We start from the raw sequence: 25172 nt of genomic DNA on the forward strand, positions 1-25172 counted from the left end.
GCTGTGCCCTTTTAATCTTTTTTAGTTTCTTCACTTTTTTCTAATTCTTCAGTATTTCCTTCCATTGATTTTTTCAAAGAAGAAAATTGCTGAACTGGAACATCCATACCTAATTGTAAACCACGTTTCTGTAAGGCTGTTTTAATTTCCCATAAAGAAACTTTACCCAAATTAGGTGTTGATAATAGTTCTTGTTCTGTTTTTTGTACTAAATCACCAATACGGTAAATATGTTCAGCTTTTAAACAATTAGCGGCGCGAACTGTTAACTCGAGTTCATCAACAGGAAGCAATAAAATAGGATTGATATCTGCATCTGGTACAGGCACCTCTGCTTCTGTCTCATGACGAAGTTCAACAAATGTATTTAATTGTTCCTGAACAATCGTAGCTGCACGACGTATCGCTTCCTCTGGCTCAATCGTACCATTTGTTTCTAAATCAATGACTAACTTATCTAAGTCAGTACGTTGCTCTACCCGTGCATTTTCAACAGAGTAAGTCGCACGTAAAATCGGATTAAATAATGCATCTAATTCTAAAGCACCCACTTGACTCACATATTGATCCGTCTTACGTAACGAAGCAGGTTGATAACCACGTCCTCTGACGACTTTTAAAGTCATCTTAAATTCTTTAGGCTTTGTTAAATGCGCGATAACGTAATCCGGGTTTTTAACCTCAACATCGTGTGGTAATTCAATATCACCGGCATGAACAGGACCGACTGTATTTTTTACTAATTCAAGTGTGACTTCTTCTCTATCATGTAATAGAAAAGCAATACCTTTTAAGTTAAGTAAAATATCAATAATGTCTTCTTGTACGCCTTCTAAGCTACTATATTCATGAAGAACACCTTCAATTCTTACTTCAGTCACAGCGCATCCAGGCATAGAGGATAACAATATACGACGTAAAGCATTCCCCAAGGTATGACCAAACCCTGGCTCAAAAGGTTGCAGACTAACTAAAGCTCTGTTTTGACTTAAAGTCTGAACTTCAATCGTCTGTGGTGTCAAAAATTTCTTAACATTCGTCGACATGGGTTACCTTCTTTACTTGGAGTAATACTCTACAACTAGATTCTCATTAAATTCTAAAGGTAATTCACTGCGTTCAGGAATCAATTTAACAATACCTTGTAACTTAGTAGAATCAATATCTAGCCAACTAGGTTGGGGTTTTTGTTTAGCAAGTTCTAACGCCGCTTGTATACGTGTTTGAGTTTTGCTTTTTTCTTTTATTTCAATCACATCCCCAGCTTTAACCTGGAAGGAAGGGATATTAACAATCGTTCCATTCACTTTTACGGCACGGTGCGTTACTAATTGTCTGGCTTCTGCACGTGTAGCAGAAAACCCAATACGAAAAACAACGTTATCTAAACGACATTCGAGTAACTTTAATAGATTCTCACCGGTAATGCCTTTTCGTTTAGCCGCCTTCGCATAATAAAGTCTGAATTGTTTTTCTAAGACACCATACGTACGTCGGATTAACTGCTTTTGGCGTAACATAACACCATAATCAGATAATCTTCCACGCTTAGTACCATGCATACCCGGAGGGGTAGCCAACTTACATTTACTATCGAGTGCACGAATGCCACTTTTTAATTGCAAATCACTACCTAATCGGCGTGCTAATTTACAAGTAGGACCTCGGTATCTAGCCATTAACTTTACTACTCCGCTTGAATAATTTTTCTAAACTCGACGACGCTTTGGTGGACGGCAACCATTGTGCGGAACACCGGTAATATTAATAATTTGCGTCACTTCAATATCTTTATTTTTTAAAGCCATAATAGCTTGCTCAGATCCTTGACCTGGCCCTTTTATTCTGACTTCAATACGTCCTAAATTATGTTTATATTTCGCTCTATATTTATCCATCGCCTTTTCAATCGCTTTCTCAAAAGCAACTCGTGCTGCAAAAGCGGTTCCCTTTTTAGTTCCTTTAAACTCACATGCCCCCGCAGAAGAAATGGCTAGTGTGTGTCCACCCTTACGAATGCAAATAATGGTGTTATTAAATGACGTGGTCAGATGAACTATCGCATCGGGAATAATTTCTTTGCGCTTGCGCATAGTGCCAGCCAATGCTTTATCTGCCATCGTTGGCTGAGCTGAATGTGCGTTGTAATCTGTCATATTAATTAAATAACCACCTTATAAGTTATAGATGCTATTGCTCTCATGGGTTAATCCTTACGAATCATTTTACGAGGACCTTTACGTGTACGTGCATTAGTACGGGTACGTTGACCACGGACAGGTAATCCACGTCGGTGCCTGATACCTCTATAACAACCCAAATCCATCAAACGTTTAATACTGAGCTGAACTTCCCGGCGTAAGTCGCCTTCTACTTTAAAATCAGTCAGCGCTTGACGGATGGAATCTATCTGCGCATCCAGAAGATCCTTAACCTTAGTTTGTGGCGGAATAGCCAAATTCTGGCATATTTTTGCAGCACGTGAACGACCTACCCCATAGATTTCTGTTAAACCTATGACGACATGTTTATTTATTGGTATATTTACACCGGCTATTCGAGCCATTTTTAAACTCCAAACCCTTAAATTTAAGATACTTCAAAAGGCGCAGTAGGGTATCTCACTGGCACCAAAAAATCAACAAAAATCGGCTTTTTCCTCGTCATTGCAAGCACAAAGTACGTGGCAATCTCCAGAAAAAAACCACTGCATTGCCATGCGCCTATGCTGTCATTGCGAGCGAAGCGCGGCAACCACAATAACAGATGCATTAGCCTTGGCGCTGTTTATGACGCGCCTCTGCAGAGCAGATAATTCTTAATTTGCCCTTGCGCTTTATAACCTTACAATTACGACATATTTTCTTAATCGATGCCCTAACTTTCATAATGACCTCATAAAATTAATTAGCCCCACCTATGTGAAAGCTTATTCAAGAAACCCTTTGTCTCCGAACTCGTCGTCCCGCGGCTTGACCGCGGGATCCATGAGTAATCATTTTTTATGGACTCTGGCTTTCGCCAGAGCGACGCTATTTCTAACTAATACAGCCCGTTAGGACCCCCTGGCAATCCTTTTAAATTCGCCTTTTTCAATAATGATTCATATTGCTGTGACATCAATAAGGACTGGACTTGAACCATAAAGTCCATGATAACCACGACTATAATCAATAAAGAGGTACCACCAAAGTAAAAAGGAACATGCCAGGCAAATATCATAAATTCTGGCAATAACGCCACCAAAGCCAGATAAATACAGCCTATCAAGGTTAGTCGCGTCATGGTTGCATCGATATAACGAGCACTTTGCTCCCCTGGTCTAATACCGGGAATAAAAGCCCCTGATTTCTTCAAATTATCAGCGGTTTCGCGGGGGTTAAACACAAGCGCCGTATAAAAGAAAGAGAAGAATACTATAGCGGCGGTAAATAGCAAGATATAAAGTGGTTGTCCTGGCGACAGCCAAAAGCTGACATTTGAAAGCCATGCCATGCCTTTTACATTCGAAAACCATTGCGCAAAGGTACCCGGCAGCATCATGATACTGGAAGCAAAGATAGGAGGTATCACTCCCGCCATATTAATTTTTAAGGGTAAATGGCTGCTTTGTGCGCTAAATAGCTTTCGCCCCTGTTGCCGCTGCGGATAATTGACCGTAATGCGACGCTGGCCTCGCTCCATAAAGACCACAAAGGCCGTTACGAGGATAATAACCGCGAGAATACAGAGCAAGGTTAAAAACTGAATTTGCCCCTGTCTAAGCTGCTCTAAGGACTTAGCAATAGCCACCGGGAGGCCGGATACAATCCCTGAAAATATAATCAACGATATACCATTACCTATCCCATGCTCGGTAATCTGCTCGCCTAACCACATCAAGAACATCGTACCTGTCACCAGGGTTACCGTGGCTATAAAGTAAAAAAATAAGCCTGGGTGCAATACCACTTGATGGCTAACCAGCCATTTTGCCATCCCTACAGATTGGAATAAGGCTAAAATCGTCGTTCCATAACGCGTATATTGATTAATCTTACGACGGCCGGCTTCACCTTCTTTTTTGAGCTGTTCTAAAGCAGGCACTACCGCTGTTAATAACTGCACAATAATAGAAACAGAGATATAAGGTAAAAGACCTAAGGCAAAGACGGTAAAGCGCGACAGCGCCCCACCCGAGAACATATTAAAAAGACCTAGAATACTATTATTTTGATGGCTGAATAAGTCAGCTAGACGGTGAGGGTCTAAGCCCGGAACCGGAATATGTGCGCCAATCCTATAAACAAGGATAGCCAGCAATACAAACAATAAACGATGCTTTAGTTCACTAAAGCCGCTGCTGCTTGGTAGATTTCCCTTTCCAGGTGAAGCAAAACGGCTTAGTTTACTCATTTAGCCCTCGACGCTGCCACCTGCAGCTTCAATTGCGGCACGCGCACCTTTGGTTAATTTGATAGCTTTCACACGTACTGCTTTTTCAAGCGTACCTGTTGCAATCAGCTTCACTTCTTTAACAGACCCTTTTATTAAGCGAGCATCTTTTAAAACTTGTAAGTCAATCACATCTACCGTTAATTTATTGAGCGCATCTAATCTCAACACTTGCGTAGATAGGCCATCAAGTGGTGTAAAACCAAATTTTGGCAATCGACGTTGTAAAGGAGTTTGTCCACCTTCAAAACCTAATTTATGAAAACCGCCGGCACGGGCACGTTGACCTTTATGGCCACGTCCACTGGTTTTTCCTAACCCAGAACCAATCCCTCTACCTACACGCTTTGCCGATGGCTTAGAGCCTGGCGCTGGCTTTAATGTATTAAGATACATGATCAATCTCCTCTACTTTTAATAAGTAGGCGACTTGTTTAATCATTCCGCGCATAGCGGCATTGTCTTTTACTTCTATCACTTGGTTTAAACGTTTTAAACCTAATGCAGCGATAGTAGCGGTATGTACAGGTATTCGACCTGAAATACTTTTAGTTAAAGTCAAACGCAGTTTTTTATCTGACATGGGTATTTACTCGTTTATCCAACAATTTCTTTTACTGATTTTCCACGTTTATCTGCAACCATTTCCGGTGTGGTCATATTTGATAATGCTTTTAAAGTTGCTCGAACCACATTAATTCGGTTTGAAGAACCAATAATCTTAGCAATCACATTTTTTATACCCACTACTTCAAAAATAGCACGCATAGGACCACCTGCAATAATACCTGTCCCTTCAACCGCTGGTAATATAATTACCTTCGTAGCGCCATGACGGCCTTCTAGTTTATGAAAAACAGTCTGGTTGTTAAGATCTATATGCAACATATCTCGTCTAGCCTTTTCTAAGGCTTTTTGCATGGCAACAGACACTTCACGTGCAGGGCGTTTACTAAAACCTATACGGCCTTTACCATCTCCCACAACAACACCGGCAGCAAAACTAAATATGCGACCACCTTTAACTACTTTTGCGTGACGATTGACCGCAATAAGCTTTTCTTGCAAACCATCACTTTTCGTTGATTGATCAAAACTCATTTATAAATAACCTTATTAATTAGAAGGACAGCTCAGCCTCGCGTGCTGCCTCTGCCAATGCCTTAACACAACCATGATACCTAAAGCCCGAACGGTCAAAGGCAACTTCTTTTATTCCAACGGCCAATGCACGTTTAGCAATAAAATTGCCGACTATCGTTGCTGATTTTACATTATTTGCATTAGCGCCACCTGCTTTAACTTCCTTATCTAAGGTTGATGCACTTGCCAACACCTTGTCGCCCTTTTCACCTGAAACTATAATTTGTGCATAAAGATGCTTAGCTGTTCTTGCTACACAAAGACGTGGCATACCTAACTGGCGAATTTTTGCCCGAGTCTTTGTCGCCCTACGTTGTCGCTTTAACTTCTTGTCTAACATGCGCGTAAACCCTCTGCCTTATTTTTTCTTGGTTTCTTTTAATTTAATTCGTTCATCCGCATAGCGAACACCCTTACCTTTATAAGGTTCTGGTGGTCTATAACGACGTATTTCTGCGGCTACCTGTCCCACTAATTGTTTATCTGAACCTTGAATAACAATTTCAGTTTGGGTAGGCGTAGTAATGGTTATACCGACTGGGATGTCATACACAACAGGATGTGAAAACCCTAGGGTTAAATTAACTTTTTGACCTTGTACATTAGCTCGGTAACCCACCCCGACTAATTGCAAAACTTTTTTAAATCCTTCACCCACGCCAATAATTGCATTCGCTACATTGGCACGTGTGGTACCTGCTAAAGCATCTGCTTCATTGCTACTGTCTAAAGGCTCAACTTGCAATATTTTATCTTGCAACGTTAATTTCACACGCTTATCAAATTGATAATTTAATACGCCCTGCTTGCCTTTAACAACAACCACTTGACCATCCAACGTTACGTTGGCGTCACCGATATTTATTGGACTTTTTGCAACTCTTGACATACAACTTTTAACCCTTATTCAACAGTGGCGATAACTTCACCGCCTTGACCTAAAGCACGGGCCGCCTTATCTGTCATTAATCCTTTAGGTGTTGAAATAATTGCAACTCCTAAACCATCAACAACCTTAGGCAATTGGTCAGCTGAACGATAAATACGCAGTCCTGGACGACTCACTCGCTTGAGTGAAGCGATAACAGGCTTTTCTAAATGATACTTTAAAAATACAGTCAATGATGACTTAGCTTGCTGTGATTCGCATTGAAAATCATTGATATAACCTTCTTCTTTTAACAAATTAGCAATGGCTAACTTTACCTTTGAGGAAGGCATAGAAACAAAAGGTTTCTTTACCGCCTGGGCATTTTTTATTCGGATAAACATATCCGCAATTGTATCTTGCATACTCATAATCGTTAACCTTTACCAGCTTGATTTTACTATTCCAGGAAGCTCACCCTTCATGGCATGAAGACGCAGCATGCTTCGTGATAACCCAAATTGACGATAAACACCACGTGGACGACCTGTTAAACGACAACGATTACGTAATCGTACAGGTGAAGAATCCCGCGGTAACAATTGTAACTTTTGTTGCGCAGTCCAACGATCTTCATCACTCAGATTAAGGTTGGAAATAATTTCCTTTAACGCCGCCCGTTTTTGTGAATATTTTTTTACTATTAATTCACGTTTACGTTGACGTGCAATGACGCTCTTTTTTGCCATATCTTTTAATTCTCTTTAAATGGAAAGTCGAATGCCGCTAATAAGGCACGCCCTTCTTTATCAGTTTTTGCAGAGGTCGTAATGGTAATATCCATTCCGCGCAATGCATCGATGGTATCGTATTTAATTTCAGGAAATACAATCTGTTCACGAATACCTAAACTATAATTCCCACGTCCATCAAATGATCGGGGTGTAAAACCACGAAAGTCACGGATTCGAGGAATAGCCACTTGAATCAAACGATCAAGAAACTCATACATACGTTCTTTACGTAAGGTTACTTTACAACCAATAGGCCAACCCTCACGGATTTTAAAGCCTGCATGGGACTTTTTAGCCAGTGTGACGATGGGCTTTTGTCCAGCAATCAAGGTCATATCAGCAACCGCTGAATCGATGACTTTTTTATTAGCGACGGCTTCACCGACACCCATATTGATTGTAACCTTAGTTATACGAGGCACTTCCATATTACTTTGATATGAGAAGTTCTCTTTTAACTGTGGTATTACCTTTTTCGCATAATATTCTTTTAATCGGGCCATTAGCTCACCTAAAATTAAATATCGACCAATTCATCATTGGATTTAAAAACTCTAACCCGTCTTCCATCTTCTAAGGTCTTAATTCGGACCTTATCAGCTTTTTTTGTTAGCGGATTGTAAAGCGCTATATTGCTCAAATTAATGCTCGCTTCTTGCGCTACGATTCCACCCGTCACATTCTTTTGTGGGTTTGGCTTAACATGTTTTTTAACCGTGTTAATACCCTCAACCACTGCTCGACTTTTACTCGGTAATAAGCGTAGCACTTTACCCTGCTTACCTTTATCTTTTCCTGCTAAGGCGATGACAATGTCACCTTTTTTAATTTTATGCATAGTTAATTTCCGCTTAAAGCACTTCAGAAGCTAATGAGATAATTTTCATAAATTTTTCTGTACGTAACTCTCTAGGAACCGGTCCGAAAACACGTGTACCTAGTGGTTGTAGCTGTGCTGTTAATAAAATAACGGCATTACCGTCAAAACGTAAAACGCTACCATCTTGTCTGCGAACACCTTTTCGAGTACGCACAACAACAGCATGGCAAACTTCACCCTTTTTTACTTTGCCACGTGGTACCGCATCTTTAACACTAATTCGAATAACATCACCAATACCCGCATAACGGCGCTTGGAACCGCCTAATACTTTTATACACATCACTCGGCGTGCACCGCTGTTATCCGCTACTTCTAGCTCTGATTGCATTTGTATCATTTTGCATCTCCTGCGACCGGTGCAGCAGCATTTCCAACTGTTTTTTCTAACACTTTCACCAACAGCCAAGCTTTATTTTTGGAAATAGGACGACCTTCTTGAATAGTAACCATATCGCCTTCTTGGCACTTGTTCTCTGGATCGTGTGCTAATAAATTAGTACTACGTTTTAGATATTTACCATATTTAGGATGTTTGACCTTTCGTTCAATACATACATTAATGGTTTTATCCATTTTGTTACTAATAACGCGCCCTATTAGGGTGCGATTGACTTTGTTAGTTTGGCTCATGCTTTCTGGCCTATTTTTTCATGTAAAATGGTTAATAATCTTGCTGTCTTTCGTCTAACGATTTTAAGTCTATTTGTCGCTGTTAACTGACGCGTTGCATGTTGTAATTTTAAATTAAACTGCTCGCGTCCTGTCTGAAATAATTCTTCTTTTAATGCGGATATATCCATCTCGCGTATTTCTTTTGTCTTCATTGTCTTCATTACAATACCGTCCGCGTTACAAAGTTTGTTGTTACTGGCAGTTTTGCTGCCGCCAGTTTTAATGCCGCTTTAGCAATCTCAGGGGTAATTCCTTCCATTTCAAACAAAACACGACCTGGCTGAACAACGGCTACCCAGTATTCAACACTTCCTTTTCCTTTACCTTGACGCACTTCTAAAGGCTTTTTAGTAATAGGCTTATCTGGAAACAATCGAATCCAAATCTTACCGCCTCGTTTAACGTGTCGTGTTAAAGCACGGCGTGCTGCTTCAATTTGCCGTGAGGTAATAAAACCCGCAGTAGTTGCTTTTAAGCCAAATTGACCGAAGCTGACTTCGGTTCCGCGTGAAGCCATACCCCGGTTACGACCTTTAAATTGTTTGCGATATTTTGTTCGCTTGGGCTGTAACATAATCTATTTCCAGTCTTTAAAATTCTTAATAAAATTTATTGTGCACTTTCAACGGTCTCTTTAGAAACAGGTTTATTAGACCCTCTAGGCGGACGACGCCGATTATAATGTCTTTGATCTCTTTCTTCCGAATGTTGCGATCTGGCTTCTGAGCTTTCTGGAAAGCTAATTTGCGAACGATCGAATATTTCACCTTTATAAATCCAAACTTTGACGCCTAATTTACCATAGGTCGTTTGTGCTTCTGCTAAAGCGTAATCAATATTAGCTCTGAAGGTATGTAAAGGAACGCTTCCTTCTTGTGAACGTTCACTACGTGCAATTTCAGCACCGCCAAGACGTCCAGAAACTTCAATTTTAATACCTTTAGCACCTAAACGTAGCGCTGTTTGTAGCGATCGTTTCATAGCACGTCTGAACATCACGCGACGTTCAAGTTGCTGCGCTATATTTTCAGCCACTAATTTCGCATCTAACTCAGGCTTCTTTACTTCTACAACAGAAAGTGAAACCGAGGTTGACATCGCTGTCTCAAGTTTTTTTCTCAGGCTTTCAATAAATTCGCCTTTCTTTCCAATCACAACACCAGGTCTTGCCACGTAGATAGTAATTTTGGCATTACGTGCTGGTCTTTCTATTTGTATCGATGAAACACCCGCTTGCAACAATGTTTTTTCTATCAGCGCACGTGCTTTTAAGTCTGCGGATAATAAATCTGCATAGTCTCTAGGCTTCGCGTACCATTTCGCTGTCGATGTTCTCGTTATATTTAAACGAATTCCAACAGGGTTTACCTTATGACCCATGATTACTTCTTCTCCCCATTGTCAGATACTTTAACCGTAATATGGCACGTTGGCTTTAATATACGATTACTGCGACCTTTTGCTCGAGCATGCATACGTTTTAAAGTAGGTCCTTGATCAACAAAAACCGTACTTACTTTCAGTAAATCGACATCAGCACCTTGATTATGTTCTGCATTAGCAACAGCAGACTCTAAAACTTTTTTTAGTACCTTCGCATTCTTCTTAACGCTAAAAGTTAGCAGCTGAAGCGCTTTTTCAACTTTTAAACCGCGTATTTGATCCGCCAGCAAACGGCATTTTTGCGGCGATAATCTCGCGAATTTTAAGTATGCAGCAATTTCCACTTCTTAATACCTCAAATTTATACTATAAATTTATACTATTTCTTTTCGTCAGCGCCTTTAGCTTTTTTATCAGCTGCCCTATGGCTACGAAACATCCGAGTTACTGAAAACTCACCTAATTTATGACCGATCATATTTTCTGTTACATAAATTGGCACAAAATCACGACCATTATGAACGGCTATGGTTAAGCCAATCATTTCAGGTGCAATCATAGAACGGCGTGACCATGTTTTAATAGGTCGCTTCACGGTCGCACTTTGGGCCGCCTGTACCTTTTTCGTTAAATGTACATCGATAAATGGACCTTTTTTTACAGAACGTGGCACTTAACACCTCACAAATTTGTGTTCATTTAATCAGAATTACTTCTTTTTACGCCGTTGCACAATCATTTTTAGATTGCGTTTATTACGACGTGTCTTATAACCTTTTGCTGGAGTACCCCAAGGGCTCACCGGGTGACGTCCACCAGACGTTTTACCTTCACCACCACCGTGTGGATGGTCGACAGGGTTCATGGCGACACCCCGAACAGTGGGGCGAATACCACGCCATCGTGATGCGCCCGCCTTACCTAAAGAGCGGAGATTGTGATCATTATTACTGACCACACCGATAGTCGCTTTGCACTCAACAGGCACTTTTCTTAGCTCGCCTGAGCGGAGACGTATAGTAGCATAATCTCCCTCTCGCGCAATTAATTGAACGTAAGCACCAGCACTTCTTGCCAACTGTGCACCTTTACCAGGCTTCAGCTCAATCGCATGAATAATGGTACCTACCGGTATATTACGTAAAGGCATTGCGTTGCCTGGCTTTATGGGGGAAGAAGAACCTGCGGTTATCTCCATTCCGACCTTAAAATCGTTTGGCGCTAAAATATAACGACGCTCACCATCCGCATAAAGGATTAAAGCAATATGAGCAGTACGATTAGGGTCGTATTCTATGCGTTCAACCCGACCCAAAATGCCTTCTTTATTTCGTTTAAAATCGATTAAACGATAAAGCTGTTTATGGCCACCACCTTGATGACGGGTGGTAATTCTTCCGTTGTTATTACGCCCGCCATTCTTAGGCTTAGGTGCCAATAAATTACTAAAAGGCTTGCCTTTATGTAGACCCGCCTTTGATATCTTTACGACAAAACGACGGCCTGGCGATGTAGGATTTGCTTTTTGGCTAGGCATATAATTAGGTACTCTCTATTTTGTTCCAGTAAAATCAATATCGTGGCCTTCTGCTAAACTTACATAAGCCTTTTTCCAAGCCTTAGAACGTCCTTCGGTCTGCTTAAAACGTCGTGCTTTTGGTTTAACAGTCAGAAGTTGAACCGCGTCGACTTTTACACTAAACAAGGATTCAACCGCTTGTTTTATTTCAGATTTATTTGCATCGATTTGTACTTTGAAAACAAATTGACGGTGCTTATCCGCTAAAAGCGTCGCTTTTTCTGAAACATGAGGCCTTTTAATCAGTTTAAATCGGCGTTGTTGTTGATGCGTTGTTGTGGCAAGAGTCATGCTAATAGTTCCTCGATTTGCTTCAGAGCCGCTGAGGTAATTAATATCTTTTCATGATTGATTAAATCAACCGGGTTAATCGCTTCCACATCAGATAGCTCTACATTGGCAAGATTACGTGCTGCTAAATAAACGCCATTGTCCACTTCATCCAGAATAATTAACACTTTATTTGGCATGTTGAATGCTTTTAACTTAGCCAGTAATTGACTCGTTTTAGGCTGTTCTAATGCAAAAGAATCCGTAATGACAAAACGGTCTTTACGTAAGAGTTCTGAACAAATGGAACGCATCGCTGCACGATACATCTTTTTATTTACTTTTTGTGAATAATCCTGCGTCGTTGCCGCAAAGGTTACTCCACCACTACGCCACAGCGGGCTACGAATCGTTCCTGCACGTGCACGCCCCATACCTTTCTGCTTCCATGGTTTTTTACCACCACCGCTTACTGCAGAACGATTTTTTTGTGCATGCGTACCTTGTCTTCCACCTGCTAGATACGCAGTAACCACCTGATGGATTAAAGGTTCATTAAAACGGCAATCAAATACAGCTTCAGATAATTGAAGTTCTTGTTTTGAGCCACTCTGTGTTACTAACGCCACTTGCATAGTGCCATTCCAATAATTAATTTATATTAAATTTCTAATCTTTTTTTACTTTATTTTTCATTCGTACCGCTGGTTTTACAATAACCCGCCCGCCTGGTGCCCCGGGTACAGCACCTTTTATAAGAAGTATGTTTCTTTCAGCTTCTACTTTTACAACTTCTAAAGACTGAATGGTACAACGCTTATTTCCTAATTGACCCGCCATCTTTTTCCCTTTGAATACACGCCCTGGTGATTGACGTTGTCCTATAGAACCTGGCGCACGGTGGGACAAAGAGTTTCCGTGTGTTGCATCTTGCATTCTAAAATGGTGACGTTTAATTACCCCGGCAAAACCTTTACCTTTATTCGTGCCAGTCACGTCTACAAACTGCCCTGAGGTAAATAAACTATCTAAAGTAATTTCTTTACCAGGTGCTAAATCTTTAACAAACTCTTCACTCGCATCGTCTAAACGAAATTCATACAATCCTTTACCAGCTTCAGTATTCGCCTTAGTAAAATGACCTGCCTCACCTTTACTTAAACGTGAAAGCGACTTAGCAGCCGTCGTTAGCTGTACAGATTTATAACCATCGCGTTCTTTGGTTTTTACCTGAACCACACGATTAGGTAATACTTCAATGAGCGTGACAGGAATAGCTATACCATTTTCAGTATAGACCTGAGTCATCCCACATTTTCTACCTATTAAACCCATTGTCATGATTATTACTACCTAAATTTAATCAACCTTAATCTCTGGATTGCCGCGCGCGTAGCTGTCATTGCGAGCAAAGCGCGGCAATCGCAATGACGAACCCCTTATTCTCTATCTGTACTCGTTTTGACTTCAATACTGACCTCAGAAGGCAAATTATCCAAACGCCTTAACACATCAGCTGTCTTTTCTGTTGAAGCATAGACATCTATCAAACGTTTATGTTTACGTGTTTCATATTGATCACGCGCGTCTTTATCAACGTGTGGTGACGTCAACACCGTTAATTTCTTTATCCGTGTAGGCAAAGGAATTGGACCACGAAGTATAGCACCTGTACGCTTCAATGCGGCAACAATTATTTCTGCTGCCTTATCAATTAAGCGATGATCAAATGAATTAAGTAATATACGAAAGTCTTGGCTTTTTAGGGACATAACTATTTCCTACCGGCCTATTAAGCCTTTTTACCTTTTTTAACGAGTTTTGAAACAACACCTGAACCTACGGTTTTACCACCTTCACGTATTGCAAAACGTAATCCTTGTTCCATCGCAACACCGTATTCATTCATCAGTGTTACCGTAATCTTTACGTTATCGCCTGGCATTGCCATTTCAACACCTTCAGGAAGTTTAATAGTTCCTGTTACGTCGGTTGTTCTGAAATAAAATTGTGGCTTATAGTTTTCCATGAAAGGTGTATGACGACCACCTTCATCCTTACTCAATACGTAGATTTCAGCCTCGAATTCTACCCAAGCTTCTACAGTACCTGGCTTAGCAAGCACTTGACCACGTTCTACCTCTTCACGCTTCAGACCACGAATCAACGCGCCGATGTTATCACCCGCTTCACCTTGATCTAATAATTTACGGAACATTTCTACGCCGGTCACTGCGGTAGTTTGTACAGGTTTTAAGCCCACAACTTCTGCTGCGTCACCTACTTTAATAACACCACGTTCTACACGACCTGTTACGACGGTTCCTCGACCTGAAATCGTAAATACGTCTTCAATAGGCATTAGAAATGGCTTATCTGTTTCCCGAGTTGGCTCTGGGAAATATTCATCCATTGCCGCAGCTAATGCAAATACACCACCGCCTTCACAGTCACCTTCTAAGGCTTTCTTAGCGGATCCCCTAATAATAGGAATATCGTCGCCTGGAAATTCGTATTTGCTTAACAATTCACGTATTTCCATTTCAACTAAGTCGAGTAATTCAGCATCATCAACCATGTCACACTTATTCATGAACACAACAATATTAGGCACCCCTACTTGTCGTGCTAACAAAATATGTTCGCGGGTCTGTGGCATAGGACCATCAGCTGCACTAACGACTAGAATTGCGCCGTCCATCTGTGCCGCACCGGTAATCATATTTTTTACGTAATCGGCGTGACCTGGACAGTCTACGTGCGCATAGTGACGTTTTTCACTTTCGTATTCAACGTGCGAAGTTGCAATGGTAATACCACGTGCTTTTTCTTCAGGCGCTTTGTCGATTTCATCAAACGCTTTTACTTCACCGCCAAACTTTTCTGCCATACATTTAGTAATAGCTGCCGTCAGTGTTGTCTTACCATGATCAACGTGGCCGATTGTTCCCACATTCAAGTGGGGTTTATTTCTTACAAATTTTTCAGTGGCCATAATTTTTTACCTCAATAACTATTAATAACTAACTATCTTTTTTTCGAATAACACTGTCTGCAACATTCACTGGCGCTTCATTATACTTAGCAAACTCCATCGTATAGGTTGCACGTCCTTTAGTAGCCGAACGTAATGCGGTCGCATAACCAAACATTTCTGAAAGGGGAACCTCAGCACGTATTACCTTACCACCACCGGCTGGCAAATCCTCTTGGCCGAGCAGAATTCCACGTCTACGGTTTAAATCCCCGTTGACATCGCCCATATGCTCTTCCGGCGTAATCACTTCAACCCGCATGATGGGTTCCAATAAAACTGGATTGGCCTTACGTGCACCTTCTTTAAATGCCATCGAACCAGCAATTTTAAAAGCCATTTCACTGGAATCTACATCATGGTAAGAACCATCAAAAAGCGTTGCCTTGACATCAACAACCGGATAGCCAGCTATGACACCATTTTCTAATTGTTCCTTAATCCCTTTATCAACTGCAGGAATATATTCCTTAGGAATAACACCCCCTACAATCGAATTAACAAACTCGTAACCTTTTCCTGCTTCGAGTGGCTCCAGTTTTATCCAGACATGACCAAATTGTCCACGACCACCACTTTGTCTAACAAACTTACCTTCTTGCTCAACCGGTTTACGAATCGTTTCACGATAAGCGACCTGAGGCTTACCTACATTCGCTTCCACACTGAACTCACGCTTCATACGATCAACAATAATATCTAAATGAAGCTCACCCATACCCGAAATAATCGTTTGGCCTGATTCTTCATCAACTCGCACACGAAAAGAAGGATCTTCTTGCGCTAATTTACCCAGCGCAATACCCATTTTTTCTTGATCTGCCTTCGTTTTTGGCTCTACTGCGACCGAAATAACCGGCTCAGGAAACTCCATACGCTCCAAAGTAATGATCTTATCCGCGTCGCATAAGGTATCACCGGTTGTCGCATACTTAAGCCCTATAGCTGCAGCAATATCACCGGCTCGAACCTGTTTTATTTCTTCACGGCTATTCGCATGCATTTGCACAATACGACCAATACGTTCTTTTTTACCCTTAACCGGGTTGTAAAGCGTATCGCCACTATTCACAACACCCGAATAAACCCTAAAATAAACCAGCGAACCCACAAAAGGATCGGTTGCTACCTTAAAAGCAAGTGCAGCAAAAGGCGCATCATCTGTAGAAGGTCTATCCGCTACTGTTTGATTTGCATCATCCAGTACGCCCTTAATCGGGGGTACATCATTTGGCGCAGGCAAATATTCAATAACGCCGTCTAACATGGCCTGAACACCTTTATTCTTAAAGGCAGAACCACATAATACCGGAACAATCTTGTTGCCTAATGTTAACGTACGAATAGCTTTTTTAATTTCTTCAGTACTAAATTGCCCAGCTTCTAGATAACGTTCAGTCATCTCTTCAGAAGCCTCTGCCGCCGCTTCTATCAGCTTTTCATTCCACTCTTTTGCTTGGTCCTGTAACTCAGTAGGAATGTCACGATATTCAAATGTCATGCCTTGGTTTTTTTCATCCCAATAAATGGCTTTCATTTGGATGAGGTCAATAACACCCTCGAACTTATCTTCTGCGCCAATCGGTAAATGAATAGGCACTGGATTGCCGCCTAAACGCTCTTTAATTTGCCCTACAACACGTAGGTAATCCGCACCGGCTCTATCCATTTTATTAACAAAAGCAAGCCGTGGAACCTGATACTTATTAGCCTGACGCCAAACAGTTTCAGATTGTGGTTGAACTCCACCTACCGCACAAAAAACAACACAAGCACCATCGAGTACACGCAAGGAGCGCTCTACCTCAATGGTAAAATCAACGTGGCCTGGCGTATCAATGATATTAATTCGGTACGGCTGAGGATATTGCTTTGCCATCCCCTGCCAAAAACAAGTGGTTGCCGCCGAGGTAATGGTGATACCACGTTCTTGTTCTTGCGCCATCCAATCCATAACAGCCGTACCTTCATGAACCTCACCTATTTTGTGTGATTCACCGGTATAAAATAAAATCCGTTCAGTTGTCGTTGTTTTTCCGGCATCGATATGGGCAATAATCCCAATATTTCGATAGCGTTCTATAGGCGTTTGTCGGTCCACTCTCAGTACCTTTTAAATATTTTTAAAATTAGCTCCACCGGAAATGCGCAAAAGCCTGATTTGCTTTTGCCATACGGTGGGTATCTTCACGTTTTTTAACAGCAATGCCTTTGTTGTCATAGGCATCTAAAATTTCGGCCGCTAGGCGCTGTGCCATTGTTTTTTCACTGCGTTGTCCGGCGGCGGTCTTAAGCCAACGCATAGCTAATGCTGTTTTACGAGAAGGACGTACTTCGACAGGAATCTGATAAGTCGAACCACCTACTCGTCTTGCTCTTACTTCAACATTAGGGCGTATGTTATCTAAGGCTTGATCAAAAATATCAAGCAATGCATCGGGATTAAATTTTCCTGAGCCAGCTTCACCTTGCGAGCCATCATCTGCCCCTATTGCCTTTTTAGACTTGTCTTTTAGACGTTCCTCTAACCGCTGTAATGCGCCATAAACAATCTTTTCAGCCACGGCCTTTTTTCCATTTTTCATGATGGAATTAATAAACTTACTGAGCAGTTCACTATTGAACTTGGGGTCAGCAAGTATCTCTCTTTTAGCGGCAACACGTCTTCTTGGCATAACTCTAATTCCTACCTAATTACATTTATTTATCTTTGGGCCGTTTAGCACCGTACTTCGAACGCCCTTGCTTACGGTTTGCAACACCGGAGGTATCTAAAGCCCCACGGACTACGTGATATCGAACACCAGGTAAGTCTTTTACCCGTCCGCCACGCATGAGAATCACCGAGTGCTCTTGCAGGTTATGGCCTTCACCACCGATATAAGTGGTGACCTCCATGCCATTGGTCAAACGCACCCGCGCCACCTTACGTAAAGCCGAGTTTGGCTTTTTAGGTGTCACGGTATATACACGTGTGCAAACCCCTCGCTTTTGCGGACATTGCGCTAAAGCAGGAACCATCGATTTTGCACGTCTTTGTACACGTGGCTTTCGGACTAACTGATTAATTGTGGCCATTCAAAATCTACTCAAAATGTGGCTTAAAATAATTAAAATGCAGCTGATGTTAAAGGCTTTTCAACATTAACTTTTAGCGCAATAAAATCCTTCTTCGTTGAACGAAGAGGGGCGGGATTGTAAAGAGACCGCTCTAAGATGTCAAGTATAGCGCTGATTTTTTCTTGTTATTTTTCACTAAAATTCAGTGCTTTTTCTTCTTCTAAGACGCCACCACAGAAAAAGAATTAAAGCGGTAAAAAAAGCGTGCTTGGGTAGCCAACAACCTGCTTACAACCCCCCTGCACTACCCAAATAAGGGCTATTAGAGGCCCCAATCTGAGGCTGGCAAGCATCCCCATTGGCTGGCGGCTTAAACAGCCCCAGGGGCGTTAATAAAGACGCCTCGCTCTTCGAGCCAGGCTGAGAAGCAGGCTGTTTGGACTCGGAACCCGGAGTAATAAGCACCTCCTGTTGCGGGAATGTAGGCTCAGAAGCGCTATTATCTGCCTCAGGCTTCATCGTGGGCCCTTGCACAAGCTCAGACCCAGAAACGTTCTCTACAGCGCTTTCTGGCTTATCTGCCTGCGCATTAAGGCTATTTAGCCAATTTTCGTTTAGAACCCCCTCTTTAACCGTCTTAGGGGCTACTAAGCGCTTAAAAAAGCGTTTAATCCACTCAAAAAATCCCACCAAAACCCCTAGCAGGCCTGTTTTTTTGCGCACTAGTTTAGGCTTATTGATGCGCGATAATTCTGTTTCGATTTGAATCTGCTGCGCATCGAATTTAATATCACCTGGAAAATATAATTTTGGCCTAACTAATCCTTCAGCACCCGTAGCATTTTGTGACGCCACTTTTTGATGATGTCCTGATGCGAATAAGTCACTATAAATCCTTAAATAAAGTGATCTGTCAGCGTCTGTATCATCATAACGAGGAAATCTTCCACGTAATTCATAAAACGTTGCTGCCGCATCATAAGCCGCTGATGCACCACCTGTACGATCCTTTCCACTCTTACAGGCCACCCAACATGTAGCGCCTATGCAATTGATAATCATGACTTCCATGGCAGCCATTAAGGATTGCCGATGACGCTTATCATTCGTTCTGAATATTTCTATACGACCTTGGCCTGGCGGAATTGATAATAAAGCCAGTATTGCATCAAACAAACGCAGCGTATTTTTATCAAACTCTGCTTTACCTTCGTCACTCAAACGTAGCTTAAGTATTTTAATTAGCTCGTCTTTTTCATCACTTGATATACTTTCCTTGACTGCACAATCATTCAGCTTTATTAATAAATCATCTTGTTCAGAAATCTTTGGCAATAAATAGCGCCTTACAGCACCTAATAATAACGCTGTATTCCTGTCATTATGCTTAGTCTGCTCAGGATGAACACTAAAACGACGCCATATATTGAGCGGATGATTAGTCGATAATAAAGTAATTTTACCAAAAGAATGCTCTTTATATTCCAAACTTCCATTGTCCCGTACAACAAAACCCCATTGTGTTAAAAAAGTTTTGTTTGCAGGCGCAGTCGGATCGTTTAGCGCTACCTGAAAGCGCTTAACTGCTTTCTCCTTCATTTCGTATATTTTGGTATCATTATCACTAGAGTCTGAAAGATGCTGACTCTTTAACGTAGCCGCCATTCCAGGCGACAAAAGTGACTGCGTCAAAATAACCGCCTCGAGAGTTTCGCCAACATGCGATTTACGAATCTGTTGTTCCAAGCTCAATCTAATCTGCGAGGCCAAATTTAAACAAGTTATGCGAAACCCCTCGTGATCAGTATGCGCTTGCTTCAGCAAATCAACAGGAAAAGGGGTTGCGTGTCGAAAATAAGTTAAAGCCTTCTCATTACCGATGTAAAAATTATGCCGCGACATATTAGCAACACCAGGAACGCAACGCAGCGAGGAAGGTATTGATTTAGTACAGAGATCTTTCCAATTGGCTTTAATAAAATTCTGTTGCCATAACGCTAAGCTCTGAAACCAGAACGGCTCTACGAGTGTATTGTGAATTTTAATGTACTCTTGAAATGAGCTTTCTTCATCAAAAAAAGGGGTTTCACGCTGAATTAATGTGTGATCAGTAATGCAATGAACGACTCCTTCTTCTTCATCTAGAAATGACACGAGAGTCCCAAATTCTTCACGCCCTTTTTTCCAGACTGAACAGCGTTCGGCAAGCAGCAGCGATTTAAACGAATCTTTTAGCGTGGTATGCTGAAGCAAAATATCGTTATATTTTTCCAGCAAGCTATCAAAGTATTCTTGGTTTGTACTAAAAGCAGCGCTTTTATCAAGACACTTAGCATAATCTATATAAATGGCTTCAATATTTTTCTTTATTAAATCCACTCTAGCCGAAAATTTAGTGCCTACTTTCCAATCTATTGCCGTTAAATGCTCTATTAAAAGCAACATCCCGTCTTTATAAGATTCCCCTCTTTGCCTTAAATTTTCAACGGCTTTTTTTTCGATTGGCATATAGCATACTCTATTTTTATTCTAAACATTTATCATAATTATTTTTCTATTAATAATAGTAACAGCCTATTATTAATAGAATATTAACCAACATCTCTTTTCATGCTTTTAAACATAAAAGTCGCGCTAATTAATAAAAAAATAATAAAGTTAGAAATAAAAAATGCACCCAAAAGGTGCATTTTTCTAGACCGAATTGTGAGTTTTACACAGGAAGCAAAAATTACTTTGCTTCGTCTTTAGGTTCAGATAACGCCTGACTCAATGCCTGTTCTGCATCACTGGCTGTTACTTGCGGAGCTGCTAATTTTTGCTTTCTTGCCAAACTATTAGCCGCTCGCTGACGTCGTGATTCAGCATGATAGGCAAACCCTGTACCTGCTGGAATTAAACGTCCTACAATCACGTTTTCTTTTAGTCCTTTCAGATCATCACGTTTTCCTGTCACCGCCGCTTCAGTTAAAACACGTGTGGTTTCTTGGAACGAAGCCGCTGAAATAAACGAGTCTGTCGCCAACGATGCTTTAGTGATCCCTAATAATACTGACTCAAAACGTGCAGGCAGTTTATCTTCGCCGATTAGTTTACGGTTTTCTTCTTTGACACGCGCCTCTTCAAGCTGCTCACCTTTTAAGAAGCGACTTTCGCCCGAATCCAAGATGTTCACTTTACGTAGCATTTGACGAACGATAACTTCGATGTGTTTATCGTTAATCTTAACACCTTGTAGGCGGTATACTTCTTGCACTTCGCTGACAATATAATTAGACAGCTTATTAATTCCTAAAAGACGTAAGATGTCATGTGGATTTAAAGGACCATCCGCCACAACCTCACCACGCTCAACATGTTCACCTTCAAAAACGGTGACATGACGCCATTTTGGAATTAACGCTTCAAAGACTTCGCCACTATTTCCAGTAATAACTAAACGGCGTTTGCCCTTGGTTTCTTTACCGAAACTAATAATTCCAGAAATCTCTGCCAAAATAGCGGGTTCTTTTGGTTTGCGTGCTTCAAAGAGATCAGCTACTCGCGGTAAACCTCCGGTAATATCTCGGGTCTTAGACGTTTCTTGCGGAATACGTGCCACGATATCACCCACGCCCACTGCTGCACCATCTTCTAAGCTCAAAATAGCGTTAATGGGTAAGAAGTAATGTGCTGGTAAGCGTGTGCCAGGTAAAAATAAATCATTACCTTCTTTATCGGTTAATCTCACCATCGGTCTTAATTCTTTACCACCAGAACCGCGTTGTTTAGAGTCCATCACCACGATGCTGGTTAAACCAGTCACTTCATCGGTTTGGCGATTCATGGTAATACCATCAACCAAATCAATAAATTTAATATACCCAGCTACTTCAGTCAAAACTGGATGAGTATGCGGATCCCACTGTGCGATGACTTGGCCTAGCACTACTTCGGTACCATCAGAAACCTTAATACTCGCACCATAAGGGAGCTTATAGCGCTCACGTTCACGGCCTTGTGCATCTAACAGGGTTAATTCCCCGGAGCGCGAGACCGTTACAAAATGACCATCGGCGTGCTTAACTAACTTAATGTTGTGTAGCTTAATTCGACCTTTGGATTTCACTTGGATGTGGTTCGCTAAAGCAACCTGCGAAGCAGCTCCCCCGATGTGGAAGGTACGCATGGTTAACTGTGTACCCGGCTCACCGATTGACTGTGCAGCAATAACGCCCACAGACTCCCCAATCACGACTAAGTGTCCTCGTGCTAAGTCTCGGCCATAACAAGCCGCACAAATACCATAACGTGCTTCACAAGTAATAGGAGAACGTACATTCACTTGATCCACCGCGCGCTCTTCTAAGATGTTAACCCACTGTTCATCCAGCAAGGTACCTTTATTAACCACGACATCATCGCTACCAGGTAGGCTCACATCATCGGCTAATACACGACCTAATACACGTTCACGTAACGGCACCATAATTTCGCCGCCTTCTACATGGGGCGTAATTAAAATACCTAGTTCTGCGCCACAATCGAGTTCAGTCACCACCATATCTTGTGCCACATCCACTAATCGACGAGTCAAATACCCGGAGTTAGCGGTCTTAAGTGCTGTATCGGCAAGACCTTTACGCGCACCGTGAGTAGAAATAAAGTACTGTAATACGTCTAAACCTTCGCGGAAGTTAGCCGTAATCGGTGTTTCAATAATGCTACCGTCTGGTTTGGTCATTAATCCACGCATACCCGCCAACTGACGCATTTGCGCAGGTGAACCCCTCGCGCCTGAGTCTGCCATCATGTACACAGGGTTAAACGATTCTTGTGCAACGACGCTACCTTCTGAATTCGTAACGTCTTCAGTCGCCAATTTTTCCATCATCGCTTTTGCAACTTGGTCATTGGTACGCGACCAGATATCAACTACTTTGTTATAACGCTCACCTTGTGTTACCAAACCTGAGGAATACTGTGCTTCAATTTCTTTTACTTCGGTTTCGGCTTCGGAAATAATCCCACCTTTACTTTCAGGTATAATTAAATCTTCTATCCCGATAGAAATACCCGCACGTGTGGCGTAGCTAAAACCGGTATACATTAACTTATCAGCAAATATAGCGGTCGCTTTCAAGCCTAAACGACGATAACATTCGTTAATAAGGCTTAAAATAGCTTTTTTGTTCAAGGTCTTATTGATTAAAGAAAACGGTAACCCATCCGGTAAGATTTCACTCAGTAACGCTCTACCGATGGTGCTTTCTAACAGTTTGGTTGATTCTTGTTTGTTACCTTGCTCATCAAATAGCACTTCGGTAATACGCACTTTGATTTTAGCATGCAAATCTGCATGCCCCGTATCATAAAGTTGGCGTACTGAGTTTATATCAGCGCAAACGAGGCCTTCACCTTTGGCATTAATTCTATCACGCGTTAGATAATAAAGACCTAATACCACATCCTGCGTAGGAACAATGATAGGTTCACCATTCGCAGGTGATAAAATATTGTTAGTCGACATCATTAAAGCACGTGCTTCTAATTGCGCTTCGATGGTTAATGGTACGTGTACGGCCATTTGGTCACCGTCAAAGTCGGCGTTATAAGCGGTACAAACTAACGGATGCAACTGAATCGCCTTACCTTCAACCAAAATAGGTTCAAACGCTTGAATACCCAATCGGTGCAAGGTAGGTGCTCGGTTTAATAAAACCGGATGTTCACGAATCACTTCTTCTAAAATATCCCAAACTTCAGGTGATTCATTTTCTACCATCTTTTTAGCAGCTTTAATCGTAGATGCTAAATCATGTAATTGTAATTTGCTTAAAATAAAAGGCTTAAATAACTCTAAAGCCATTTTCTTTGGTAAACCGCACTGATGTAATTTAAGGGTAGGTCCTACTACGATGACGGAACGACCTGAGTAATCCACTCGTTTACCTAATAGATTCTGTCTAAATCGACCTTGTTTACCTTTAATCATATCCGCTAAGGATTTTAAAGGTCGCTTATTACTACCGGTAATCGCACGTCCGCGACGACCATTATCTAATAAAGCATCAACCGACTCTTGTAACATACGTTTTTCATTACGTACGATGATGTCGGGTGCATTTAAATCAAGCAAGCGCTTTAAACGGTTATTACGATTGATAACACGGCGATATAAATCATTTAAATCGGAGGTTGCAAAACGCCCGCCATCTAAAGGCACTAAAGGACGCAAATCAGGTGGTAATACCGGTAATACCGTTAGCACCATCCACTCGGGCTTATTACCTGATTGTTCAAACGCTTCTAAAAGCTTTAAACGCTTCGCATATTTCTTTAATTTTGTTTCTGAATTGGTATTAGGAATTTCTTCACGTAAGCGATTAATTTCTTCACCCATTTCTAAAGTAATGAGTAATTGTTGTATCGCTTCGGCACCCATACGCGCATCAAATTCATCACCATGTTCTTCGATGGCTTCTAAATATTGTTCATCCGTTAAAAGCTGTCCTCGCTGTAACATGGTCATACCAGGTTCAATCACAACAAAGGCTTCAAAATACAGCACGCGCTCTATATCACGTAATGTCATATCGAGTAAAAGACCGATACGTGAAGGCAAGGATTTTAAAAACCAAATATGGGCAACAGGACTGGCTAATTCAACGTGACCCATACGTTCACGACGTACTTTGGTCAATGCCACTTCAACGCCACATTTTTCACAAATGACGCCACGGTGCTTCAGTCGCTTATATTTACCACATAAGCATTCATAGTCTTTGATAGGTCCAAAAATTTTCGCACAAAACAAACCATCTCTTTCAGGTTTAAAGGTACGATAATTGATAGTCTCAGGTTTTTTCACTTCACCATAAGACCAGGTACGGATCATCTCAGGCGAAGCTAATGAGATACGAATATTATCAAATTCATCTAGATAATCTTCTTGCTTCAAAATACCCAATAAATCAGCCATTAAAGGTTTTTCAGTCACCTGAGAAGCAGCAGATTGCACCGCTTCTGCCATGCTGGCTAAGCTTTCTTGAGGCGAAGTTTGTTTATCTTCT

At 41.4% G+C, this 25172-nt stretch carries 33 protein-coding genes; all 33 read right to left on the bottom strand.

Annotation, left to right across the window (positions count from 1 at the left end):
* Positions 1-11: 11 nt before the first annotated feature.
* The 33 genes from DMP02_RS05205 to rpoC all read right to left on the bottom strand — a co-directional run bounded on the left by DMP02_RS05205 (position 12) and on the right by rpoC (position 25081).
* Positions 12-1046 (bottom strand): DNA-directed RNA polymerase subunit alpha, encoded by a 1035-nt coding sequence (locus DMP02_RS05205; protein WP_126323023.1) that lies wholly within the window; start codon positions 1044-1046, stop codon positions 12-14.
* Positions 1047-1058: 12 nt separating this feature from the next.
* Positions 1059-1679: a 30S ribosomal protein S4 gene (rpsD, locus tag DMP02_RS05210; protein ID WP_126323025.1), complete on the bottom strand. Its 621-nt coding sequence runs from the start codon at positions 1677-1679 to the stop codon at positions 1059-1061.
* A gap of 30 nt (positions 1680-1709) precedes the next feature.
* The gene (rpsK, locus tag DMP02_RS05215) at positions 1710-2156 is read right to left on the bottom strand and encodes a 30S ribosomal protein S11 (RefSeq protein WP_331855844.1); all 447 of its coding nucleotides are present in this window, start codon (positions 2154-2156) and stop codon (positions 1710-1712) included.
* A gap of 50 nt (positions 2157-2206) precedes the next feature.
* The gene (gene rpsM, locus DMP02_RS05220) at positions 2207-2566 is read right to left on the bottom strand and encodes a 30S ribosomal protein S13 (protein ID WP_126323026.1); all 360 of its coding nucleotides are present in this window, start codon (positions 2564-2566) and stop codon (positions 2207-2209) included.
* A 205-nt stretch (positions 2567-2771) separates the two neighbouring features.
* The gene (rpmJ, locus tag DMP02_RS05225) at positions 2772-2888 is read right to left on the bottom strand and encodes a 50S ribosomal protein L36 (RefSeq protein WP_126323028.1); all 117 of its coding nucleotides are present in this window, start codon (positions 2886-2888) and stop codon (positions 2772-2774) included.
* 154 nt (positions 2889-3042) lie between these two features.
* Positions 3043-4395: a preprotein translocase subunit SecY gene (secY, locus tag DMP02_RS05230; protein ID WP_126323030.1), complete on the bottom strand. Its 1353-nt coding sequence runs from the start codon at positions 4393-4395 to the stop codon at positions 3043-3045.
* The gene (rplO, locus tag DMP02_RS05235; protein WP_126323032.1) at positions 4396-4830 is read right to left on the bottom strand and encodes a 50S ribosomal protein L15; all 435 of its coding nucleotides are present in this window, start codon (positions 4828-4830) and stop codon (positions 4396-4398) included.
* Positions 4820-5017: a 50S ribosomal protein L30 gene (rpmD, locus tag DMP02_RS05240; protein WP_126323033.1), complete on the bottom strand. Its 198-nt coding sequence runs from the start codon at positions 5015-5017 to the stop codon at positions 4820-4822. Before rpmD ends, rplO begins: the two co-directional genes overlap by 11 nt.
* Positions 5018-5031: 14 nt before the next feature.
* A complete protein-coding gene (gene rpsE, locus DMP02_RS05245) occupies positions 5032-5535 on the bottom strand; it encodes a 30S ribosomal protein S5 (protein WP_126323035.1) in 504 nt (167 codons plus the stop codon).
* Positions 5536-5554: 19 nt separating this feature from the next.
* Positions 5555-5917, bottom strand: a complete 363-nt coding sequence (gene rplR, locus DMP02_RS05250) for a 50S ribosomal protein L18 (protein WP_126323037.1) — start codon at positions 5915-5917, stop codon at positions 5555-5557.
* A gap of 18 nt (positions 5918-5935) precedes the next feature.
* Positions 5936-6466, bottom strand: a complete 531-nt coding sequence (gene rplF / locus DMP02_RS05255) for a 50S ribosomal protein L6 (RefSeq protein ID WP_126323040.1) — start codon at positions 6464-6466, stop codon at positions 5936-5938.
* Between the two features lie 14 nt (positions 6467-6480).
* Entirely contained in the window at positions 6481-6876 is a 396-nt protein-coding gene (rpsH, locus tag DMP02_RS05260; protein WP_126323042.1) for a 30S ribosomal protein S8, read from the bottom strand.
* A gap of 12 nt (positions 6877-6888) precedes the next feature.
* A complete protein-coding gene (rpsN, locus tag DMP02_RS05265; protein WP_126323044.1) occupies positions 6889-7194 on the bottom strand; it encodes a 30S ribosomal protein S14 in 306 nt (101 codons plus the stop codon).
* A 5-nt stretch (positions 7195-7199) separates the two neighbouring features.
* Positions 7200-7742: a 50S ribosomal protein L5 gene (gene rplE, locus DMP02_RS05270; protein ID WP_126323046.1), complete on the bottom strand. Its 543-nt coding sequence runs from the start codon at positions 7740-7742 to the stop codon at positions 7200-7202.
* Positions 7743-7756: 14 nt separating this feature from the next.
* Positions 7757-8077, bottom strand: coding sequence for a 50S ribosomal protein L24 (gene rplX / locus DMP02_RS05275; RefSeq protein WP_126323048.1), 321 nt, complete (start codon positions 8075-8077; stop codon positions 7757-7759).
* 13 nt (positions 8078-8090) lie between these two features.
* Positions 8091-8459: a 50S ribosomal protein L14 gene (gene rplN, locus DMP02_RS05280; protein ID WP_126323050.1), complete on the bottom strand. Its 369-nt coding sequence runs from the start codon at positions 8457-8459 to the stop codon at positions 8091-8093.
* Complete coding sequence (gene rpsQ / locus DMP02_RS05285) at positions 8456-8752, bottom strand: 30S ribosomal protein S17 (protein WP_126323052.1); 297 nt, start codon at positions 8750-8752, stop codon at positions 8456-8458. Before rpsQ ends, rplN begins: the two co-directional genes overlap by 4 nt.
* Positions 8749-8946, bottom strand: coding sequence for a 50S ribosomal protein L29 (rpmC, locus tag DMP02_RS05290; RefSeq protein ID WP_126323053.1), 198 nt, complete (start codon positions 8944-8946; stop codon positions 8749-8751). Before rpmC ends, rpsQ begins: the two co-directional genes overlap by 4 nt.
* Positions 8947-8954: 8 nt before the next feature.
* Complete coding sequence (gene rplP / locus DMP02_RS05295; RefSeq protein ID WP_126323055.1) at positions 8955-9368, bottom strand: 50S ribosomal protein L16; 414 nt, start codon at positions 9366-9368, stop codon at positions 8955-8957.
* A gap of 35 nt (positions 9369-9403) precedes the next feature.
* Positions 9404-10174: a 30S ribosomal protein S3 gene (rpsC, locus tag DMP02_RS05300; protein ID WP_126323057.1), complete on the bottom strand. Its 771-nt coding sequence runs from the start codon at positions 10172-10174 to the stop codon at positions 9404-9406.
* A 2-nt stretch (positions 10175-10176) separates the two neighbouring features.
* Complete coding sequence (gene rplV / locus DMP02_RS05305; RefSeq protein WP_126323059.1) at positions 10177-10521, bottom strand: 50S ribosomal protein L22; 345 nt, start codon at positions 10519-10521, stop codon at positions 10177-10179.
* A gap of 35 nt (positions 10522-10556) precedes the next feature.
* Positions 10557-10850, bottom strand: a complete 294-nt coding sequence (gene rpsS, locus DMP02_RS05310; protein WP_126323061.1) for a 30S ribosomal protein S19 — start codon at positions 10848-10850, stop codon at positions 10557-10559.
* 36 nt (positions 10851-10886) lie between these two features.
* Positions 10887-11714, bottom strand: coding sequence for a 50S ribosomal protein L2 (gene rplB, locus DMP02_RS05315; protein WP_126323063.1), 828 nt, complete (start codon positions 11712-11714; stop codon positions 10887-10889).
* Between the two features lie 15 nt (positions 11715-11729).
* Positions 11730-12047 carry a 50S ribosomal protein L23 gene (gene rplW / locus DMP02_RS05320; RefSeq protein WP_126323065.1) on the bottom strand — a complete coding sequence of 106 codons (318 nt, stop codon included), beginning with the start codon at positions 12045-12047 and terminating at the stop codon, positions 11730-11732.
* A complete protein-coding gene (gene rplD, locus DMP02_RS05325) occupies positions 12044-12661 on the bottom strand; it encodes a 50S ribosomal protein L4 (protein ID WP_126323067.1) in 618 nt (205 codons plus the stop codon). The genes rplW and rplD overlap by 4 nt, the downstream gene beginning before the upstream one ends.
* Before the next feature lie 34 nt (positions 12662-12695).
* On the bottom strand, positions 12696-13367 hold the full coding sequence (gene rplC, locus DMP02_RS05330) for a 50S ribosomal protein L3 (protein WP_126323069.1): 672 nt from the start codon (positions 13365-13367) through the stop codon (positions 12696-12698).
* A 98-nt stretch (positions 13368-13465) separates the two neighbouring features.
* Positions 13466-13798: a 30S ribosomal protein S10 gene (gene rpsJ / locus DMP02_RS05335; protein ID WP_126323071.1), complete on the bottom strand. Its 333-nt coding sequence runs from the start codon at positions 13796-13798 to the stop codon at positions 13466-13468.
* A 20-nt stretch (positions 13799-13818) separates the two neighbouring features.
* Positions 13819-15021 carry an elongation factor Tu gene (gene tuf, locus DMP02_RS05340; protein WP_126323073.1) on the bottom strand — a complete coding sequence of 401 codons (1203 nt, stop codon included), beginning with the start codon at positions 15019-15021 and terminating at the stop codon, positions 13819-13821.
* 28 nt (positions 15022-15049) lie between these two features.
* Positions 15050-17167: an elongation factor G gene (fusA, locus tag DMP02_RS05345; RefSeq protein ID WP_408608713.1), complete on the bottom strand. Its 2118-nt coding sequence runs from the start codon at positions 17165-17167 to the stop codon at positions 15050-15052.
* Positions 17168-17189: 22 nt separating this feature from the next.
* Positions 17190-17735 (bottom strand): 30S ribosomal protein S7, encoded by a 546-nt coding sequence (rpsG, locus tag DMP02_RS05350; protein WP_126323077.1) that lies wholly within the window; start codon positions 17733-17735, stop codon positions 17190-17192.
* Positions 17736-17760: 25 nt separating this feature from the next.
* Positions 17761-18138: a 30S ribosomal protein S12 gene (rpsL, locus tag DMP02_RS05355; protein WP_126323079.1), complete on the bottom strand. Its 378-nt coding sequence runs from the start codon at positions 18136-18138 to the stop codon at positions 17761-17763.
* 270 nt (positions 18139-18408) lie between these two features.
* Positions 18409-20628: a hypothetical protein gene (locus DMP02_RS05360; protein ID WP_126323081.1), complete on the bottom strand. Its 2220-nt coding sequence runs from the start codon at positions 20626-20628 to the stop codon at positions 18409-18411.
* A gap of 223 nt (positions 20629-20851) precedes the next feature.
* Positions 20852-25081: a DNA-directed RNA polymerase subunit beta' gene (gene rpoC, locus DMP02_RS05365; protein WP_126323509.1), complete on the bottom strand. Its 4230-nt coding sequence runs from the start codon at positions 25079-25081 to the stop codon at positions 20852-20854.
* Positions 25082-25172: the final 91 nt, after the last annotated feature.

The organism is Candidatus Rickettsiella viridis (genome assembly GCF_003966755.1).
Taxonomy (GTDB): domain Bacteria; phylum Pseudomonadota; class Gammaproteobacteria; order Diplorickettsiales; family Diplorickettsiaceae; genus Rickettsiella_B; species Rickettsiella_B viridis.

Bases quoted from the DNA above. Each gene is read 5' to 3' on its own strand.
- DMP02_RS05205 (WP_126323023.1), bottom strand. From the start codon at position 1,046: ATGTCGACGAATGTTAAGAAATTTTTGACACCACAGACGATTGAAGTT.
- rpsD (WP_126323025.1), bottom strand. From the start codon at position 1,679: ATGGCTAGATACCGAGGTCCTACTTGTAAATTAGCACGCCGATTAGGT.
- rpsK (WP_331855844.1), bottom strand. From the start codon at position 2,156: ATGACAGATTACAACGCACATTCAGCTCAGCCAACGATGGCAGATAAA.
- rpsM (WP_126323026.1), bottom strand. From the start codon at position 2,566: ATGGCTCGAATAGCCGGTGTAAATATACCAATAAATAAACATGTCGTC.
- rpmJ (WP_126323028.1), bottom strand. From the start codon at position 2,888: ATGAAAGTTAGGGCATCGATTAAGAAAATATGTCGTAATTGTAAGGTT.
- secY (WP_126323030.1), bottom strand. From the start codon at position 4,395: ATGAGTAAACTAAGCCGTTTTGCTTCACCTGGAAAGGGAAATCTACCA.
- rplO (WP_126323032.1), bottom strand. From the start codon at position 4,830: ATGTATCTTAATACATTAAAGCCAGCGCCAGGCTCTAAGCCATCGGCA.
- rpmD (WP_126323033.1), bottom strand. From the start codon at position 5,017: ATGTCAGATAAAAAACTGCGTTTGACTTTAACTAAAAGTATTTCAGGT.
- rpsE (WP_126323035.1), bottom strand. From the start codon at position 5,535: ATGAGTTTTGATCAATCAACGAAAAGTGATGGTTTGCAAGAAAAGCTT.
- rplR (WP_126323037.1), bottom strand. From the start codon at position 5,917: ATGTTAGACAAGAAGTTAAAGCGACAACGTAGGGCGACAAAGACTCGG.
- rplF (WP_126323040.1), bottom strand. From the start codon at position 6,466: ATGTCAAGAGTTGCAAAAAGTCCAATAAATATCGGTGACGCCAACGTA.
- rpsH (WP_126323042.1), bottom strand. From the start codon at position 6,876: ATGAGTATGCAAGATACAATTGCGGATATGTTTATCCGAATAAAAAAT.
- rpsN (WP_126323044.1), bottom strand. From the start codon at position 7,194: ATGGCAAAAAAGAGCGTCATTGCACGTCAACGTAAACGTGAATTAATA.
- rplE (WP_126323046.1), bottom strand. From the start codon at position 7,742: ATGGCCCGATTAAAAGAATATTATGCGAAAAAGGTAATACCACAGTTA.
- rplX (WP_126323048.1), bottom strand. From the start codon at position 8,077: ATGCATAAAATTAAAAAAGGTGACATTGTCATCGCCTTAGCAGGAAAA.
- rplN (WP_126323050.1), bottom strand. From the start codon at position 8,459: ATGATACAAATGCAATCAGAGCTAGAAGTAGCGGATAACAGCGGTGCA.
- rpsQ (WP_126323052.1), bottom strand. From the start codon at position 8,752: ATGAGCCAAACTAACAAAGTCAATCGCACCCTAATAGGGCGCGTTATT.
- rpmC (WP_126323053.1), bottom strand. From the start codon at position 8,946: ATGAAGACAAAAGAAATACGCGAGATGGATATATCCGCATTAAAAGAA.
- rplP (WP_126323055.1), bottom strand. From the start codon at position 9,368: ATGTTACAGCCCAAGCGAACAAAATATCGCAAACAATTTAAAGGTCGT.
- rpsC (WP_126323057.1), bottom strand. From the start codon at position 10,174: ATGGGTCATAAGGTAAACCCTGTTGGAATTCGTTTAAATATAACGAGA.
- rplB (WP_126323063.1), bottom strand. From the start codon at position 11,714: ATGCCTAGCCAAAAAGCAAATCCTACATCGCCAGGCCGTCGTTTTGTC.
- rplW (WP_126323065.1), bottom strand. From the start codon at position 12,047: ATGACTCTTGCCACAACAACGCATCAACAACAACGCCGATTTAAACTG.
- rplD (WP_126323067.1), bottom strand. From the start codon at position 12,661: ATGCAAGTGGCGTTAGTAACACAGAGTGGCTCAAAACAAGAACTTCAA.
- rplC (WP_126323069.1), bottom strand. From the start codon at position 13,367: ATGACAATGGGTTTAATAGGTAGAAAATGTGGGATGACTCAGGTCTAT.
- rpsJ (WP_126323071.1), bottom strand. From the start codon at position 13,798: ATGTCCCTAAAAAGCCAAGACTTTCGTATATTACTTAATTCATTTGAT.
- tuf (WP_126323073.1), bottom strand. From the start codon at position 15,021: ATGGCCACTGAAAAATTTGTAAGAAATAAACCCCACTTGAATGTGGGA.
- rpsG (WP_126323077.1), bottom strand. From the start codon at position 17,735: ATGCCAAGAAGACGTGTTGCCGCTAAAAGAGAGATACTTGCTGACCCC.
- rpsL (WP_126323079.1), bottom strand. From the start codon at position 18,138: ATGGCCACAATTAATCAGTTAGTCCGAAAGCCACGTGTACAAAGACGT.
- DMP02_RS05360 (WP_126323081.1), bottom strand. From the start codon at position 20,628: ATGCCAATCGAAAAAAAAGCCGTTGAAAATTTAAGGCAAAGAGGGGAA.
- rpoC (WP_126323509.1), bottom strand. From the start codon at position 25,081: ATGGCTGATTTATTGGGTATTTTGAAGCAAGAAGATTATCTAGATGAA.